This window comes from Kribbella sp. NPDC048915 (assembly GCF_040649595.1).
GTDB lineage: Bacteria > Actinomycetota > Actinomycetes > Propionibacteriales > Kribbellaceae > Kribbella.
The window spans coordinates 166,578-180,625 of record NZ_JBEZFT010000004.1 but is presented as its reverse complement, the minus strand read 5'-3'; the positions used below and the strand labels follow the sequence as shown (position 1 = coordinate 180,625).

The window sequence follows — 14,048 nt, the reverse complement described above, 5'->3', positions numbered from 1 at the left end:
GCCATGACCGAGGCCGGGCGGCACAGCAGGCACGCCGCCGCACGCCGGCGGTCGCGGGTCTGGCCGGCGGTGCTTTCGCTGCTGCTGGTGGCGGGGGCGGTCGGCGGCGGGCTCGCGCTGCATCGGTCCAGCCACTCCGGCGACCGCACGGACCCGGTGGCCGGCGCGCCCTCGGTCGATCAGGCGGCCCGGTCGGCAGCCGTCGACGCGATTCTGAAGCGTCGCTCGCAGGCCGTGCTGACCGGTGACGAGCAGGCGTTCCTCGCGGACATCGACCGCAGCGACCGACGGTTCGTCACGAAGCAGCGCACGCTGTTCGCCAATCTGCGGCAGTTCGGGTTTGCCAGCATCGCCTACCAGCAGCTGGCGCAGCAGTACGACGACTCGATCGCGCAGAAGTACGGCCCGTCGACGTACCTGATCGCGGTCGCGATGACGTACCAGATCCGCGACATCGACGTGGTGCCGGTGCGGGCGATGCTCGGCTACACGTTCACGCAGCGCGCCGACGGAGCCTGGATGCTGGTGTCGGACTCCGACCTGGACAAGCGGCTGCCGCGCGGTTCGCACCAGGAGGCGTGGGACTTCGGGCCGGTCACGGTGAAGCGGGCGCAGCGTGCGCTCGTGGTCGTCGAGCAAGGCCAGGCGACCCTCGCGAACAAGCTGGTCGCGATGTCGGTCAGTGCGGTGCACGCGGTCACGAAGAACTGGCCGGGCGGCTGGAACGGCGCCGGTGTGGTGATCGCGCTGGACGACAAGATCGTCCGTGGCGCCGACTACACCCAGCCGAAGAACGCCGAGGACGCGCTCGCGATGGCGACCTGGGGGTACCGCACGCTGCCCGGCGAGGTGACCGGCGCGGGGGAGCGGACCGACTCGTACGTCGTGCTGAACCCGAACAACCGCGCCAAGGTCGACGCGCGCACCCTGGCCCACGAGTTCACCCACGTCGCGACCGCGCCGTACGGACCCTACGCACCGCGCTGGCTGGTGGAGGGCGCCGCGACGTACGTCGAGTTTCTGCCGATGAGCGGGCAGAAGGACCTGGCGATCACGCAGTACCGGCTGGACGTCCAGCGGAAGTACCTGGCCAAGGCGAAGGGCCTGCCGACCGACGACACGTTCCTCGACCAGGCCGACCGGTCGTATCCGCTGTCCTGGCTGGCGCTGGACTACCTGTTCACCCGCTTCGGCGGCGTCGAGGTCGGCACGCTGTACCGCGAGCTGGCGGCGCTCGGATCGACCCAGAAGGAACGCGACCGGATCATGCTCGAGCACGTCGGGATGACCGAGGCCGGACTTTTCCGCGCCTTGAAGGCCGCAGCAGCGGCGTAACCGGCGCGGGTCGAGTAGGGTAGCCCGGCTGCGACCACCCGGGTACTCGGAGGGAACGACCCGAAGTGAGTGCGACGACACCTCGTTCCGGCACGCCGGGACCCCGCCGCTGGGTGGGGCTCCTGGCGGCTGTTGCCCTGGTCTCGGGCGGCGTCGTGTACACCGTTGAACAGCGCGAGCAGGACGCCCGCGAGCGGGTGACGGCCACCCGGACCGCGACCCCGTCGCCCCCGCCGCCGAAGTCCACCAAGCCGTCCAAGGTCGCCGCGTCGATCGCCGCGCGCCGGGTTGCCATCGACACCATCCTGCTGCGCCGCGCGGAGGCCGTCCGGACCGGCAACGAGGCGATGTTCCTCGCCGACGTCGACCCGGCCAACGCCAAGCTCCGCGCCGAGCAGAAGATCCTGTTCGCGAACCTGGTCGAGATGGGCTTCCAGGAGCTCGGCTACAGCCAGGCCGAGGAGCGGTTCAACCCGGCGGTGCGGCGCGCCCACGGCAGTACGGCGTACCTGGTCCGGATTCTGATGCGGTACCAGATCCCCACGGTCGATTTCACGCCGGTGACGACCGAGCTCGGCTACACGTTCGTCGCCCGCGGCGGCCGTTGGCTGCTGACGGCCGACAACGAACTCGACGCCGACCTCGGGCCCGGCGCCCATCGCGAGGCGTGGGACCTCGGCCGGATCGAGATCCAGCGCGGCCCGCGGGTGCTGGTCGTTGTCGAGAAGGGCGACACGGCGCGCGGGCGGTCGATCGTCGCCGAGGCGACCGAGGGCATCGCGCAGGTGACGGCGTACTGGCCGCTGAAGTGGACGGGCTCGGTGCTGGTGATCGCGCTGGACGAGACCGACGTCCGCGACGCCCGCTTCGCCGACGAGGACATCGAGTCCGCGGCGAGTACCGGGACGACGTTCTCGTCGCTGCCCGGCGAGGAGTCTGCCGACGGGACGGTGGCCGGCGGGTACATCGTGATCAACCCGAACGAACGCGACCGGGTCGACGAAATCCTGCTGTCGCACGAGATCACGCATGTCGCGACCGCGGACCTCGGCGGGTACGAGCCGCTGTGGCTGGCCGAAGGTGCCGCGGAATACGTGTCCTGGCGGGGGATCGAGGCGATCAGCGGATCGGCCGAGGTCGCGAAGTGGGAGCAGGAGGTCGTCGACGAAGCGGTGCCGCAACTGGCCGCGCTGCCCGGCGACGCCGGCTTCTACCAGAACTCCGCGGACGTGTACGGCGTGAGCTGGCTCGCGGTCCGCCAACTCGTCCGTAAGATCGGCCTCGACCAGGTCGAGGAACTGTACGAGGACCTGGCCCGCAACGGGACCGACCAGAGTGCGCGCGACCGGATCCTGCAGACTCGGACCGGGCTGACCGAGGCGACGCTGTGGACGTCGCTCACAACTTACGAGCCACAACGCTGAGTGGCGGTTTGACCTCGCGCTGTCAGAGGAGCAGTCTCGAATCGGTCCGTCCAGTCGAGGAGGCGCAGATGAGTCTTGTCCGGAAGAAGACGATCGAGCAGTCGATCGCCGACACCGATGAGCCGGAGTACCAGCTCAAGAAACGCCTCACCGCGATCGACCTGACCGTCTTCGGCATCGGGGTCATCATCGGCGCCGGCATCTTCACCCTGACCGGACGGGCCGCGAAGCTGTACGCCGGACCAGGGATCGCGCTGTCCTTCGTGCTGGCCGCGATCTGCTGTGCGCTGGCTGCGCTGTGCTATGCCGAGTTCTCGTCCACGGTGCCGGTGTCGGGATCGGCGTACACCTTCTCGTACTTCTCGCTCGGTGAGATCTTCGCCTGGATCATCGGCTGGGACCTGCTGCTCGAATTGATGCTCGGGGCAAGCGTCGTGGCGCAGGGCTGGTCGACCTACGCCGCGTTGTTCCTCGAACAGATCGGTCTCGGCTGGCCCGAGTCGATCGGGCCGGACAGCAGCGTCAACGTGCTGGCGATGCTGCTCGTCGTGGTGCTCGCGACGCTCGCCACGATCGGCATCAAGGAATCACTGCGGGTCAACCTGGTGCTGGTCGCGATCAAGCTGTTCGTGGTGCTGTTCGTGATCGTCGCCGGCATGTTCTACATCCAGGGCTCGAACCTGACGCCGTTCATCCCGCCGAGCGTGCCGTCCGAGAGCGGGGACGTCACGATCACCACGCCGCTGTTCCAGGCGCTGTTCGGGTTCACGCCGTCGACGTTCGGGGTGATGGGCCTGATCTCGGGTGCGTCGCTGGTGTTCTTCGCGTTCATCGGGTTCGACGTGGTCGCGACCACCGCCGAAGAGGCGCAGAACCCGCAGCGCGACCTGCCGCGCGGCATCATCGGCTCGCTGGCCATCTGCACGGTGCTGTACGTGCTGGTCTGCATCGTGATCACCGGCATGGTGAACTACACCGACATCAACGGCGAGGCGGCGCTCGCCGAGGCGTTCCGCTCGGTCGGCCGTCCCGGGTTCGCGACGCTCATCTCGGCCGGTGCGGTGGCCGGTCTGACCACCGTCGTACTGACGCTGATGATCGGTGCGGCGCGGGTGGTGTTCGCGATGAGCCGCGACCACCTGGTGCCCCGGCAGATCGGCAAGACGCACCCGAAGTGGGGTACGCCCTACCGCCTCACGATCGGCATCGGCATCGTGGTCGCGATCGTGGCCGGCGTCACCCCGATCGGCAAACTCGAGGAAATGGTCAACATCGGCACGCTGGCCGCGTTCACGCTGGTGTCGATCGCGGTCCCGCTGCTCCGCAAGAGCCGCCCCGACATCCAGCGCTCGTTCCGCGTCCCCGGCAACCCGGTGATCCCGATTCTGGCCGCCCTGATCTGCATCTACCTGATGCTGAACCTCTCCCTGGAGACCTGGCTCCGCTTCTTGATCTGGATGGTCCTCGGCTTCGTCCTCTACTTCGCCTACGGCTACCGCAAGAGCCGCGTCGGCCTCGAACAAGCCACCGGCGAACAACAAAAGGCCTGACCCGTTACGGCAGGCCGGCGACCCCCTTCGGAAGGAAGCGGGTGCCGTTGGTCTTTTCGGCGAGGCCGGTGCGGTCCAGGTACGGTGTGATGCCGCCCAGGTGGAAGGGCCAGCCGGCGCCGAGGAGGAGGCACAGGTCGATGTCCTGGGCCTCGGCGACCACGCCCTCGTCGAGCATGATCTTGATCTCCTCGGCGAGCGCGGTCAGCACCCGGGTGCGCAGCTCGTCGGCGGTGGACGGCTTGTCGCCGACCGTCACCAGCGCCTCGACCTCGGGGTCGACGACCGGCTTGCCCTCGGGCCAGACGTAGAACGAGCTCTTGCCGGCGGCAACGACCTTGGCCAGGTTCGCGGAGACGGCGAACCGGTCCGGGTAGGCCCGGTTCATCGTCTCGGCGACGTGCAACGCGACCGGCAGCCCGACGAGCTGCAGCAGCACGAACGGCGGCATCGGCAGGCCGAGCGCGGCGAGCGCACGGTCCGCCTCCGGGATCGGCGTACCTTCGTCGACCGCCGCGCTGACCTCGCCGAGGAAGCGGGTCAGCAGCCGGTTCACCACGAAGGCAGGCGCGTCCTTCACCAGCACGCAGGACTTCTTCAGCGTCTTGCCGACCGCGAACGCGGTCGCCAGCGTGGCGTCGTCGGTCCGGTCCGCGCGGATGATCTCGAGCAGCGGCAGCACCGCGACCGGGTTGAAGAAGTGGAAGCCGACCACCCGCTCGGGGTGCTCGAGGTCCGCGGCCATCTCGGTCACCGACAACGACGACGTGTTGGTTGCGAGGACGGCGTCCGGCCGGACGATCTTCTCCAGGTCGGCGAAGATCGTCTTCTTCAGCTGCAGCTCCTCGAACACCGCCTCGATCACGAAGTCGGCGTCCGCGAACACCGCCTTGTCGACCGAGCCGGTGACGAGTGCCTTGAGCTGGTTCGCCTTGTCGGGACGGACCCGGCCCTTGGCGAGCAGCTTGTCGATCTCGCCGTGCACGTACCCGACGCCGCGATCCACCCGCTCCTGGTCGAGGTCGGTGAGGACGACGGGGACCTCGAGCCGCCGCGCGAACAGCAGCGCGAGCTGACCGGCCATCAGACCGGCACCCACGACACCGACCTTGGTGACCGGACGTGCCAGCGACTTGTCGGGTGCACCGGCCGGCCGCTTGGCCCGCTTGTTCACCAGGTCGAAGGCGTAGAGGCCGCTGCGCAGCTCCTCGCTCATGATCAGGTCGGCGAGCGCCTCGTCCTCGGCCGCGAACCCGCGGTCCCGATCGTTGTCACGAGCGGCCGCGATCAGCTCCAGGGCCCGGTACGGCGCCGGCGCGGCACCGCTGACCTTGAGGTCGGCGAAAGCCTTGCCTCGGGCAACGGCCGCGTCCCACGCCTCGCCGCGGTCGATCTCCGGGCGCTCCACGACCACGGAGCCGGTGAGCACCTTCGACGCCCACAGCAGCGACTGCTCCAGGAAGTCCGCCGAGTCCAGCAGGACGTCGCCGATCCCCAGCTGCACGGCCTGCGGCCCGTTGAGCATCTTGTTCTGGTTCAGGGCGTTCTCGACGACGACCTTCACCGCGTTGTCGGCGCCGATCAGGTTCGGCAGCAGGAAGTTTCCGCCCCAGCCCGGGATCAGCCCGAGGAACACCTCCGGCGTGGCCAGCATGCCCGCGGCCGCCGACACGGTCCGGTACGTCGCATGCAGCGCGACCTCGAGGCCGCCGCCGAGCGCGACGCCGTTCACGAACGCGAACGACGGCTTGCCGCCGTCGACGAGCTTGCGCATCACGCCGTGCCCGATCTTGCCCAGGGCCAGCGCCTGCTCGCGGTCGGTCAGCTTCGGTACGCCGGTCAGGTCGGCGCCCGCGGCCAGGATGAACGGCTTGCCGGTGACACCGATCGCGACGATCTCGTCGCGCGCCAGTGCCGCGTCGAGGGCGGCGTTCAGCGAGCCCAGACCCTTCGGCCCGAAGGTGTTCGGCTTCGTGTGGTCGTGGCCGTTGTCCAGCGTGATGAGCGCCATCACGCCGGCCTTGTTCGGGAGGACGACGTCCCGGGAGTGCGCGTACGTGACAACCTCGTCGGTGGACAGCGCCGACGCGCTGTCGATCAGATCCTGCAAGCTCATGCCGCGGCACCTTCCCAGTTCGGGTTCTCCCAGATGACCGTGCCGCCCATGCCGAGGCCGACACACATGGTGGTGAGGCCGTACCGCACCTCGGGGCGCTGCTCGAACTGCGTGGCCAGCTGGTTCATCAGCCGGACACCGGACGACGCCAGCGGGTGGCCGAACGCGATCGCGCCGCCGTACGGGTTGACCCGCGGGTCGTCGTCGGCGATCCCGTAGTGCTCGAGGAACGCCAGCACCTGGACGGCGAACGCCTCGTTGATCTCGAAGGCCTGGATGTCGTCGATGGTCAGCCCGGCCTTGCGCAGTGCCTTCTCGGTCGCGGGGATCGGGCCCTCGCCCATCACCTCGGGCTCGACGCCGGCGAACGCGTACGAGACCAGCTTCATCTTCGGCGTCAGCCCGAGCTCCGCGGCGGTCTCGGCCGCGGTCAGCACACACGCGGTCGCGCCGTCGTTGATCCCGGCCGAGTTGCCGGCGGTCACCCGCCCGTGCGGCCGGAACGGCGTCTTCAGCCCGGCCAGATCCCCGACCGTGGTCCCCGGCCGCATCGGCTCGTCAGTGGTGGCGTAGCCCCAGCCCTGCTCCGCCGATCGGGTCGCGACCGGCACCAGGTCGGGCTGGATGAGGTCGTTCGCGTAGGCCTTGGCCGCCTTCTCCTGGGACGCCGCGGCGTACGCGTCGGCGCGCTCCTTGGTGATCCCGGGGTAGCGGTCGTGCAGGTTCTCGGCGGTCGAGCCCATCACCAGTGCGGAGGTGTCGACGAGCTTCTCGGCGATGATCCGCGGGTTCGGGTCGACGCCCTCGCCCATCGGGTGCCGCCCCATGTGCTCGACACCGCCGGCCACCACGACGTCGTACGCGCCGAAGGCGATCCCGGCGGCGGTGGTGGTGACGGCGGTCATCGCGCCCGCGCACATCCGGTCGATGGCGTAGCCGGGCGTGGTGTTCGGCAGGCCGGCCAGCAGGGCCGCGGTCCGGCCGATGGTCAGCCCCTGGTCGCCGATCTGGGTGGTGGCCGCGATCGCGACCTCGTCCACCCGCTCCGGGGGCAGACCCGGGTTCCGCCGCAGCAGCTCCCGGATGCACTTGATCACCAGATCGTCGGCGCGGGTCTCGGCGTACTGGCCCTTGGCCTTGCCGAACGGGGTGCGAACGCCGTCGACGTACACGACGTCGCGGATCTCACGAGGCACGAGGCGCTCCTTGGGGTCGGGAAAGCTACCGCAAGGCTACCCGTGAGTAACAGAACCGCCAAAGAACCCGCCGCTGTGGGGCCGCTCACACGCAGCCCTCGCAATGCGGCGCGATTCGGCGCATGCTGGTGGTCAAGGGTCCGCGTTACTGGAGTTGTTCCATGAACAATTTTGATCTGGCCGTACCGGTCCTCAGCCGGGGGAAACATCGCAATCCGCGCAAGGGCGCCTGTTTCATGGAGTTCGCGTCCTACCTGGCGGGTGAGCCGTGGTCGGACCATCCGGCCTGCACGCATCCGCTGCTGGCCGGCGTCGCCCGCGACGTCAACGACTGCACGACCGATGCCGGGCGCTCCCGCCTGGCGCCGCTGATCCCGTCGGTGATCGGGCTGACACCGGACGATCCGCACGTCGTGCCCCGGGTGACCGCGCGCTGCATCCAGCACGCGCTCCCGGTCGTCTCGCAGGAACGCCAGTACATCCTGGCCGTCGCCCTGCTGGTGGGGGAGAAGCAGTTGGCTGCGCTCGACGGCAGGCCGCTGAACGACATCCAGCCGGAGTCGCTCGCCGTCTTGGAGTCGGTGCCATCGGCCACCAAGTGGGCACGGTCGTTCACCGCGCGTGCGCGGCGTTCGCACCCGGACTTCGCCCGCCGGACCGCACCGCGTGCGGTGTCGTGTGCCGTCGAGGGTATCTCGCAGGCGTGCATCCCCGACCCGGACGACCGCCTGCACCACCTGCTCGTCGACGCGATCGCCGAGACCAAGGCCTGGATGCCCGATCCTGATCAGAAGCTCACACCGCCGCAGCCCACGCAGCCGGAGTCCGCGCGGGTACGCTTCCCCGTGTGACGTTGGAGATCGACACCGGGTCAGGTTCGCTACCGATTCACGAGTGGGGGTCCGTCGATTCCGGCGCGCCGGGCGTCCTCCTGCTGCAGGAGATCTTCGGGGTCTCCGACTACATCAGGCAGCGCGCGGCGGATCTCCACGCACTCGGGTACTACGTGATCGCGCCGGAGATCTACTGGCGCCTGGACGACACCGAGCTGGACGAGTCCGCGCCTGACCTGCTCGATCGCGCCATGTCGATCGTCGGCCGGCTCGACTGGGACCAGGCGGTTGCCGACGGCGTCGCGGCGCTCGACTACCTGCGGGCCCGCGGGGGAGGGGCCGGCATGCTCGGGTTCTGCTTCGGTGGCGGGCTCGGCTTCAACGTGGCCGCGGTCTCGTCGCCGGACGTGCTGGTGAGCTACTACGGCTCGGCGTTGCCGCGGCTGCTCGAGCTCGCGCCAAAGGTGACCGCGACCACCCTGCACCACTTCGGTAACGACGACGCGTTCCTGGACGTGGACTCGATCGTGCCCGCGTTGGACGGTGCCGAGATCTACCGCTACGACAGCGCCGGGCACGCGTTCGACAACCCGTTGCCGGCCTTCCACAACGCGGAGGCGTCCGCGCTGGCGTGGCGCCGTACCGAAGACTTTCTTGCCCGTCACCTCCCAACCTCCCAAGGATGAGCATGAGCCTGTACGACATTCCGCTGACCACCCTGTCCGGCGCGCCGACCTCCCTCGGCGAGTACAAGGGCAAGGCGGTCCTCGTCGTGAACGTCGCGTCGAAGTGCGGCCTGACCCCGCAGTACGAAGGCCTCGAGAACCTGCAGAAGAAGTACGCCTCGCGCGGCTTCACCGTGCTGGGCGCGCCGTGCAACCAGTTCGGCGGCCAGGAGCCCGGGTCGGCCGAGGAGATCGAGACGTTCTGCTCCACGACGTACGGCGTGACCTTCCCGATGCTGGACAAGCTCGAGGTGAACGGCGAGGGCCGGCACCCGCTGTACGCCGAGCTCACCCAGACCCCCGATGCCGACGGCGAGGCCGGAGACATCCAGTGGAACTTCGAGAAGTTCCTGCTCACGCCGGAAGGGACCGTCGCCGCGCGCTTCCGCCCGCGCACCGAGCCGGAGTCGGACGAGGTCGTCACCGCGATCGAGGCGCAGCTCCCGGCCTGACCTGAGGGCGGCCCCATGGGACCGCGAGCACCTATCCGGGGCCGTGCATACCCGCCCGGGACCTTGGACAAGCAATAACCTGTCCACACTCACCTCAACCTGCGCAAGCTTCCGTGTCCAGCCCGGCTCGTACGCCGTGTCGCGGTGTCGCGGTGTCGTGTGGTGTCGTGTGGTGTGGTGTGGTCGTAGGGGGTTGCGGGTTTCCGCCGCACGGTGGGTTCACCCACGGTGTTGTGGGTTCCGCACCCTTCACATGGGTCAGGAACCCACAACACGATGGGTGAACCCACCGTGCGGGGACGCGGGCGGCGTTCAGCACGGTCGTTCAGCACGGTCGTTCAGCACCTTCGTTCAGCACCTTCGTTCAGCACCTTCGTTCAGCACCTTCGTTCAGCGCGGGCGCCGAAAGTTGGCCCGTACGATCCGGCACGGCCGCGGTGCCCAGGAGACCCGGGCAGCAAGCGGTCTGCCTCGCCCCTTGCCTCTTAGGAGAGTTTTCGGCACGACGGTGGAGGCCTTTGTCCGCCGTGCGCGGGAAAAACCCCCACAGATGCGGGCGCGCGCAACCCCGCCGCGCCCATCGCCCCCGTGCCCCCACGGGAGCCGGGTTTCCTCTGCGAGGTGTTGCAACGATCCTTTCGAAAGGGTAGTTTCGATGCATGTCCACGCCCCACCGCCGGCTCAGTGACCCGCGGGAACTCAGCGCCCTGGCCCATCCGGTCCGGATGGCGATCATCGAGCAGCTCACCCTCAGCGGCCCGTTGACCGCGACCGAGCTGGCCGATCGGCTCGACGAGACGCCGGCGAACTGTTCGTGGCATCTCCGCAAGCTCGCGCAGCACGGCTTCGTGGAGGAGGCGGAGGGCGGGAAAGGCCGGCAGCGCCCGTGGCGCGTGCCGAGCATCGGGTTCACCTGGGACGATCACGACGGAACGGCCTCGGTCGACGAGCGCCGCGCCGCCGAAGCGCTGTCGGAGGTCATGCTCGGCCGCGCGCTGGACCGGCTGCGCGAGTCGGAGCGGCGGACGCCGGAGCAGCCCGAGGAGTGGCGGCGGGCGACACACACCGGCTCGCAGACCGTCGCCTGGCTGACGGCCGACGAGCTCCGGCAGATGAACGACGAGATCAAGGCGGTGCTCGAGCGCCACATGGACCGCCTGACCGACCCCGAGCAGCGGCCACCGGGCGCGCGGCTGTGTGAGTTCGTCGCCTGGGGTGTCCCGGTGTCCTTCCCGGGGGTCGATCCGGCATGAGGAAGCTCTTCGCGCAGCCCGGCTTCCCGCGGTTGTTCGCCGGCCTGAGTACGTCGATGCTCGGCGACTCGATCATGCTGCTCGTGCTCAGCATGTGGGTGAAGACACTCACCGGATCGAACGCACAAGCCGGCCTGACGTTCTTCTTCATGGTGCTGCCCGCGCTCGGCGCGCCGCTGCTCGGTGTGTGGGTGGATCGGCTGCCCCGCAAGGGGATCCTGGTCTGGGGCAACTTCGCCAGCGCGCTCGCCGTACTGCCCCTCGTCCTCGTCCGCGATGCCGGCGACGTGTGGCTGATCTGGGTCGTCGCGTTCCTGTACGGCGTGTCGTTCGTCGTCCTGCCCGCGGCCGTCAACGGCCTGCTGAAGGAACTGCTTCCGGAGGACCTGCTGGTCGACGCGAACTCCGGCCTCGCCACGATCAAGGAGGGGTACCGCCTGTTCGGGCCGTTGGTCGGTGCGGCGTTGTTCGCGACGGCGGGCGGGTGGCTGGTGGCGGTGATCGACGCGGTCACGTTCGCACTCGCGGGGCTGTTGATCGCGACACTCAAGGTGCATGAGGAGCGGGTCGCGGTGCAGAGCACGTTCCGCGAGGACGTCCTGGGCGGCGTGCGCTTCCTGGCCGGCGAGCGCGTCCTGCGTCATGTGCTCGCCGGGCTGGCGATCTCGATCCTGGTGATCGGCTTCTTCGAGTCGTCGATCTATGCCTTGCTGGACGCCTTCGACAGGCCGCCGACGTTCTCCGGCGTGTTCGTGACCTGCCAGGGCGTGGGCGCCATCCTGGGAGGACTGACCGCGTCCCGCGCCGTCCGCCGGCTCGGTGAGGTTGCCACCTGCACGGTGGGGTTGGTCGTCCTCGCGGTCGCGACCGTGATCTGTGTGATCGCGCCGACGATCACCGTGGTCCTGATCGGCGCGGCCGTCTGCGGCCTCGGGCTGCCGTGGACCTTCGTCTCGTTCACGACACTGATGCAGCGCCGTTCACCCGGTCATCTGATCGGTCGCGTGTCGACGGCGGCCGAAGTACTGCTGTCCACGCCGCAGGCGATCTCGCTCGCGCTCGGCAGCCTGCTGGTCAGCCTGCTCAGCTACCGCCAGATCTTCGTCGTGATCGCGACCGTGATCATGCTCGGCGCGATCCAGATCGTGCTGACGCTGCGCGACCAGATCCGCCAGGACCTGACCAAGGACGAGGAGCTGGTCAGTCCAGTGGCTTGAGGCCGGCCGCCGTCCGGAACAGGGCCGCGCGGCGGGTTCTTCGACGACGCCGGGCCGGTGCCGTGGTGATCAGTCGAGCGGTTTGACCGCGGCCTCGGAGTCCATCGCGTCGGTGAGGACCTCGGCGGTCAGGGCGATCTGCCAGGGGCGGGCGTGGTGCTCGCGGAGGAACGAGGTGACGACCTCGACGTTCACGTCCCGCGGCGGGGACCAGGCCAGCCGGCGGATCGTGTCCGGGGCGAGCAGGTTCTCGGTGGGGAGGCGGTGCGCCTCGGCGATCTCGGCGACCGCGGCGCGCGCGGCGGCCAGGCGGGCGGCGGCGTCGGGGTCGCGCTCGGCCCAGGCGCGCGCCGGCGGCGGACCGTCGTACCGCGGGCCCTGCTTGGGCAGCTCGGAATCGGGCAGCCGGCGGGCGTGGTCGATCGCCTCCCACCAGACCCGCATGTGGCGGTGCGCGCCGCGGCCCTTGAACGCGGTCAGCTTCTGCAGCGTGTCCCGGTCGGTGGGCATCGCGGACGCGGCCTCGACGATCGCGGCGTCCGGCAGGATCCGACCGGGGGAGATGTCGGCGGACGCGGCGATCTGGTCGCGGGCCTCCCAGAGCGCGCGGACCACGGCCAGGCTGCGGCGGTTCCGGACGCGGTGCATGCCGGAGGTACGGCGCCACGGGTCCGGCTTCGGCTCCCGCGGCGGGGCGTCGAGGATGGCTGCGAACTCCTGCTCGGCCCACTCCCACTTGCCTTCGCGGCGCAGCTCCTGCTCGATCGCGTTCCGCAGCTCGATCAGCATCTCGACGTCGAGCGCGGCGTACACCAGCCACGGCGCCGGGAGCGGCCGGGTCGACCAGTCGGCGGCCGAGTGCTCCTTGCGCATCCGGTAGCCGAGCACTTCGCTGACCAGCGACGCGAGGCCGACCTTCGGGTACCCGAGCAGGCGGCCGGCCAGCTCGGTGTCGAACACCTTGCGCGGCACCATGCCGACCTCGGCCAGACAGGCCAGGTCCTGGTTCGCGGCGTGGATGATCCACTCGGCGTCCACGATCGCGTCGCCGAGCGCGGACAGGTCACCGAACGGGATCGGGTCGACCAGCGCGGAGCCGGAGCCCGCACGGCGCAGCTGGACCAGGTACGCCCGGTGCGAGTAGCGGTAGCCGGACGCGCGCTCGGCGTCGACCGCGACCGGACCCGCGCCGGACCGGAAGGCCTCGACGGTCTCGGTCAGGGCCGCGTCGGAGTCGACGACGGCGGAGAGCCCGTCGCGAAGCTCCAGGAGGGGCAGGTGAGCGGTCGGGTCGTCCGGTGCGGACGGCTGCTGGGTGTCGGCTGGGCTCATCGGCCCCGCTGTCCACGCCGCGTCGGCATCGCGACCACTCCCGGCGGAACCGGCGGCAGCCCGGCCGCCGTACACAGCACTTCGCCCCAGGCTTCGGCGTGCCGGGTCACGTCCACGTGTCCACCGGGTCCGGGCACGGGGCTCCAGGACGCGCGGATCTCGATCTCCGCCGTCGCGTCGTCGTCGGCCATTCCGCCGAAGCTTTCGGATACCACTCTGGTGACGGTACCGCTCGGGGCCAGGAAGTCGGCACCCCGGTCGGCCAGGGCCTCCATCAGCCACGTCCAGCCCACGCCACCGAGCAGCGCGTCGGTCACCATCTCCGGCTCGACGGCGGCGCGCACGTACGCGACACAGCGGAAGGTCGACTGCCAGGCGTCGTTCCCGGCCGGATCGTAGAGGACGACCAGACGGCCGGTGGCGACATCGTCACCGTCGACCGTCACGTCGGCGCTGACCGCGGCCGCATGCGGTGCGATCCGCTGCGGTGCGGGCATCTCCTCGACGAATACCTCGGGCCGGAACCGGGCATCCCGTAACTGCGAGACTGCCTCGGCGAACTCCGCGGGTGGCGCGTCGACCTGCTTGCGGGCACCCATATCCGCAGCCTACGAC

12 protein-coding genes are annotated in these 14,048 nt (G+C 69.8%); 8 read left to right on the top strand and 4 right to left on the bottom strand.

Annotated features, from left to right (window positions below; translation table 11 throughout):
• The first annotated feature begins 3 nt into the window (after positions 1-3).
• From AB0B82_RS04140 to AB0B82_RS04130, 3 genes are all read left to right on the top strand, one after another.
• Positions 4-1,335: a hypothetical protein gene (locus tag AB0B82_RS04140; RefSeq protein ID WP_360162257.1), complete on the top strand. Its 1,332-nt coding sequence runs from the start codon at positions 4-6 to the stop codon at positions 1,333-1,335.
• Positions 1,336-1,448: 113 nt separating this feature from the next.
• On the top strand, positions 1,449-2,759 hold the full coding sequence (locus AB0B82_RS04135) for a hypothetical protein (protein WP_360162255.1): 1,311 nt from the start codon (positions 1,449-1,451) through the stop codon (positions 2,757-2,759).
• A gap of 68 nt (positions 2,760-2,827) precedes the next feature.
• Positions 2,828-4,309 carry an amino acid permease gene (locus tag AB0B82_RS04130; protein ID WP_360162253.1) on the top strand — a complete coding sequence of 494 codons (1,482 nt, stop codon included), beginning with the start codon at positions 2,828-2,830 and terminating at the stop codon, positions 4,307-4,309.
• 4 nt (positions 4,310-4,313) lie between these two features.
• Here the strand turns inward: AB0B82_RS04130 and AB0B82_RS04125 are convergent, their stop codons facing one another.
• Entirely contained in the window at positions 4,314-6,425 is a 2,112-nt protein-coding gene (locus AB0B82_RS04125) for a 3-hydroxyacyl-CoA dehydrogenase NAD-binding domain-containing protein (protein ID WP_360162251.1), read from the bottom strand.
• Positions 6,422-7,621: an acetyl-CoA C-acyltransferase gene (locus AB0B82_RS04120; RefSeq protein ID WP_360162249.1), complete on the bottom strand. Its 1,200-nt coding sequence runs from the start codon at positions 7,619-7,621 to the stop codon at positions 6,422-6,424. The genes AB0B82_RS04125 and AB0B82_RS04120 overlap by 4 nt, the downstream gene beginning before the upstream one ends.
• Before the next feature lie 161 nt (positions 7,622-7,782).
• Between AB0B82_RS04120 and AB0B82_RS04115 the strand changes: the two genes are divergently transcribed.
• The 5 genes from AB0B82_RS04115 to AB0B82_RS04095 all read left to right on the top strand — a co-directional run bounded on the left by AB0B82_RS04115 (position 7,783) and on the right by AB0B82_RS04095 (position 12,101).
• Positions 7,783-8,472 (top strand): hypothetical protein, encoded by a 690-nt coding sequence (locus AB0B82_RS04115; protein ID WP_360162247.1) that lies wholly within the window; start codon positions 7,783-7,785, stop codon positions 8,470-8,472.
• Positions 8,469-9,140 carry a dienelactone hydrolase family protein gene (locus AB0B82_RS04110; RefSeq protein WP_360162245.1) on the top strand — a complete coding sequence of 224 codons (672 nt, stop codon included), beginning with the start codon at positions 8,469-8,471 and terminating at the stop codon, positions 9,138-9,140. The genes AB0B82_RS04115 and AB0B82_RS04110 overlap by 4 nt, the downstream gene beginning before the upstream one ends.
• Before the next feature lie 2 nt (positions 9,141-9,142).
• Positions 9,143-9,631: a glutathione peroxidase gene (locus AB0B82_RS04105; RefSeq protein ID WP_360162312.1), complete on the top strand. Its 489-nt coding sequence runs from the start codon at positions 9,143-9,145 to the stop codon at positions 9,629-9,631.
• A gap of 659 nt (positions 9,632-10,290) precedes the next feature.
• Positions 10,291-10,884: a helix-turn-helix domain-containing protein gene (locus tag AB0B82_RS04100; RefSeq protein WP_360162243.1), complete on the top strand. Its 594-nt coding sequence runs from the start codon at positions 10,291-10,293 to the stop codon at positions 10,882-10,884.
• Entirely contained in the window at positions 10,881-12,101 is a 1,221-nt protein-coding gene (locus AB0B82_RS04095; RefSeq protein WP_360162241.1) for an MFS transporter, read from the top strand. Before AB0B82_RS04100 ends, AB0B82_RS04095 begins: the two co-directional genes overlap by 4 nt.
• A 69-nt stretch (positions 12,102-12,170) precedes the next feature.
• On the opposite strand, the gene AB0B82_RS04090 is transcribed toward AB0B82_RS04095, so the two are convergent.
• Positions 12,171-13,433 (bottom strand): HRDC domain-containing protein, encoded by a 1,263-nt coding sequence (locus tag AB0B82_RS04090; protein ID WP_360162239.1) that lies wholly within the window; start codon positions 13,431-13,433, stop codon positions 12,171-12,173.
• On the bottom strand, positions 13,430-14,032 hold the full coding sequence (locus tag AB0B82_RS04085; protein WP_360162237.1) for a DUF3000 domain-containing protein: 603 nt from the start codon (positions 14,030-14,032) through the stop codon (positions 13,430-13,432). The genes AB0B82_RS04090 and AB0B82_RS04085 overlap by 4 nt, the downstream gene beginning before the upstream one ends.
• Positions 14,033-14,048: the final 16 nt, after the last annotated feature.

Excerpts from the sequence above, each read along its gene's own strand:
- AB0B82_RS04095 (WP_360162241.1), top strand. The coding sequence starts at position 10,881 with ATGAGGAAGCTCTTCGCGCAGCCCGGCTTCCCGCGGTTGTTCGCCGGC.
- AB0B82_RS04125 (WP_360162251.1), bottom strand. The coding sequence starts at position 6,425 with ATGAGCTTGCAGGATCTGATCGACAGCGCGTCGGCGCTGTCCACCGAC.
- AB0B82_RS04085 (WP_360162237.1), bottom strand. The coding sequence starts at position 14,032 with ATGGGTGCCCGCAAGCAGGTCGACGCGCCACCCGCGGAGTTCGCCGAG.
- AB0B82_RS04090 (WP_360162239.1), bottom strand. The coding sequence starts at position 13,433 with ATGAGCCCAGCCGACACCCAGCAGCCGTCCGCACCGGACGACCCGACC.
- AB0B82_RS04100 (WP_360162243.1), top strand. The coding sequence starts at position 10,291 with ATGTCCACGCCCCACCGCCGGCTCAGTGACCCGCGGGAACTCAGCGCC.
- AB0B82_RS04130 (WP_360162253.1), top strand. The coding sequence starts at position 2,828 with ATGAGTCTTGTCCGGAAGAAGACGATCGAGCAGTCGATCGCCGACACC.
- AB0B82_RS04105 (WP_360162312.1), top strand. The coding sequence starts at position 9,143 with ATGAGCCTGTACGACATTCCGCTGACCACCCTGTCCGGCGCGCCGACC.
- AB0B82_RS04140 (WP_360162257.1), top strand. The coding sequence starts at position 4 with ATGACCGAGGCCGGGCGGCACAGCAGGCACGCCGCCGCACGCCGGCGG.
- AB0B82_RS04115 (WP_360162247.1), top strand. The coding sequence starts at position 7,783 with ATGAACAATTTTGATCTGGCCGTACCGGTCCTCAGCCGGGGGAAACAT.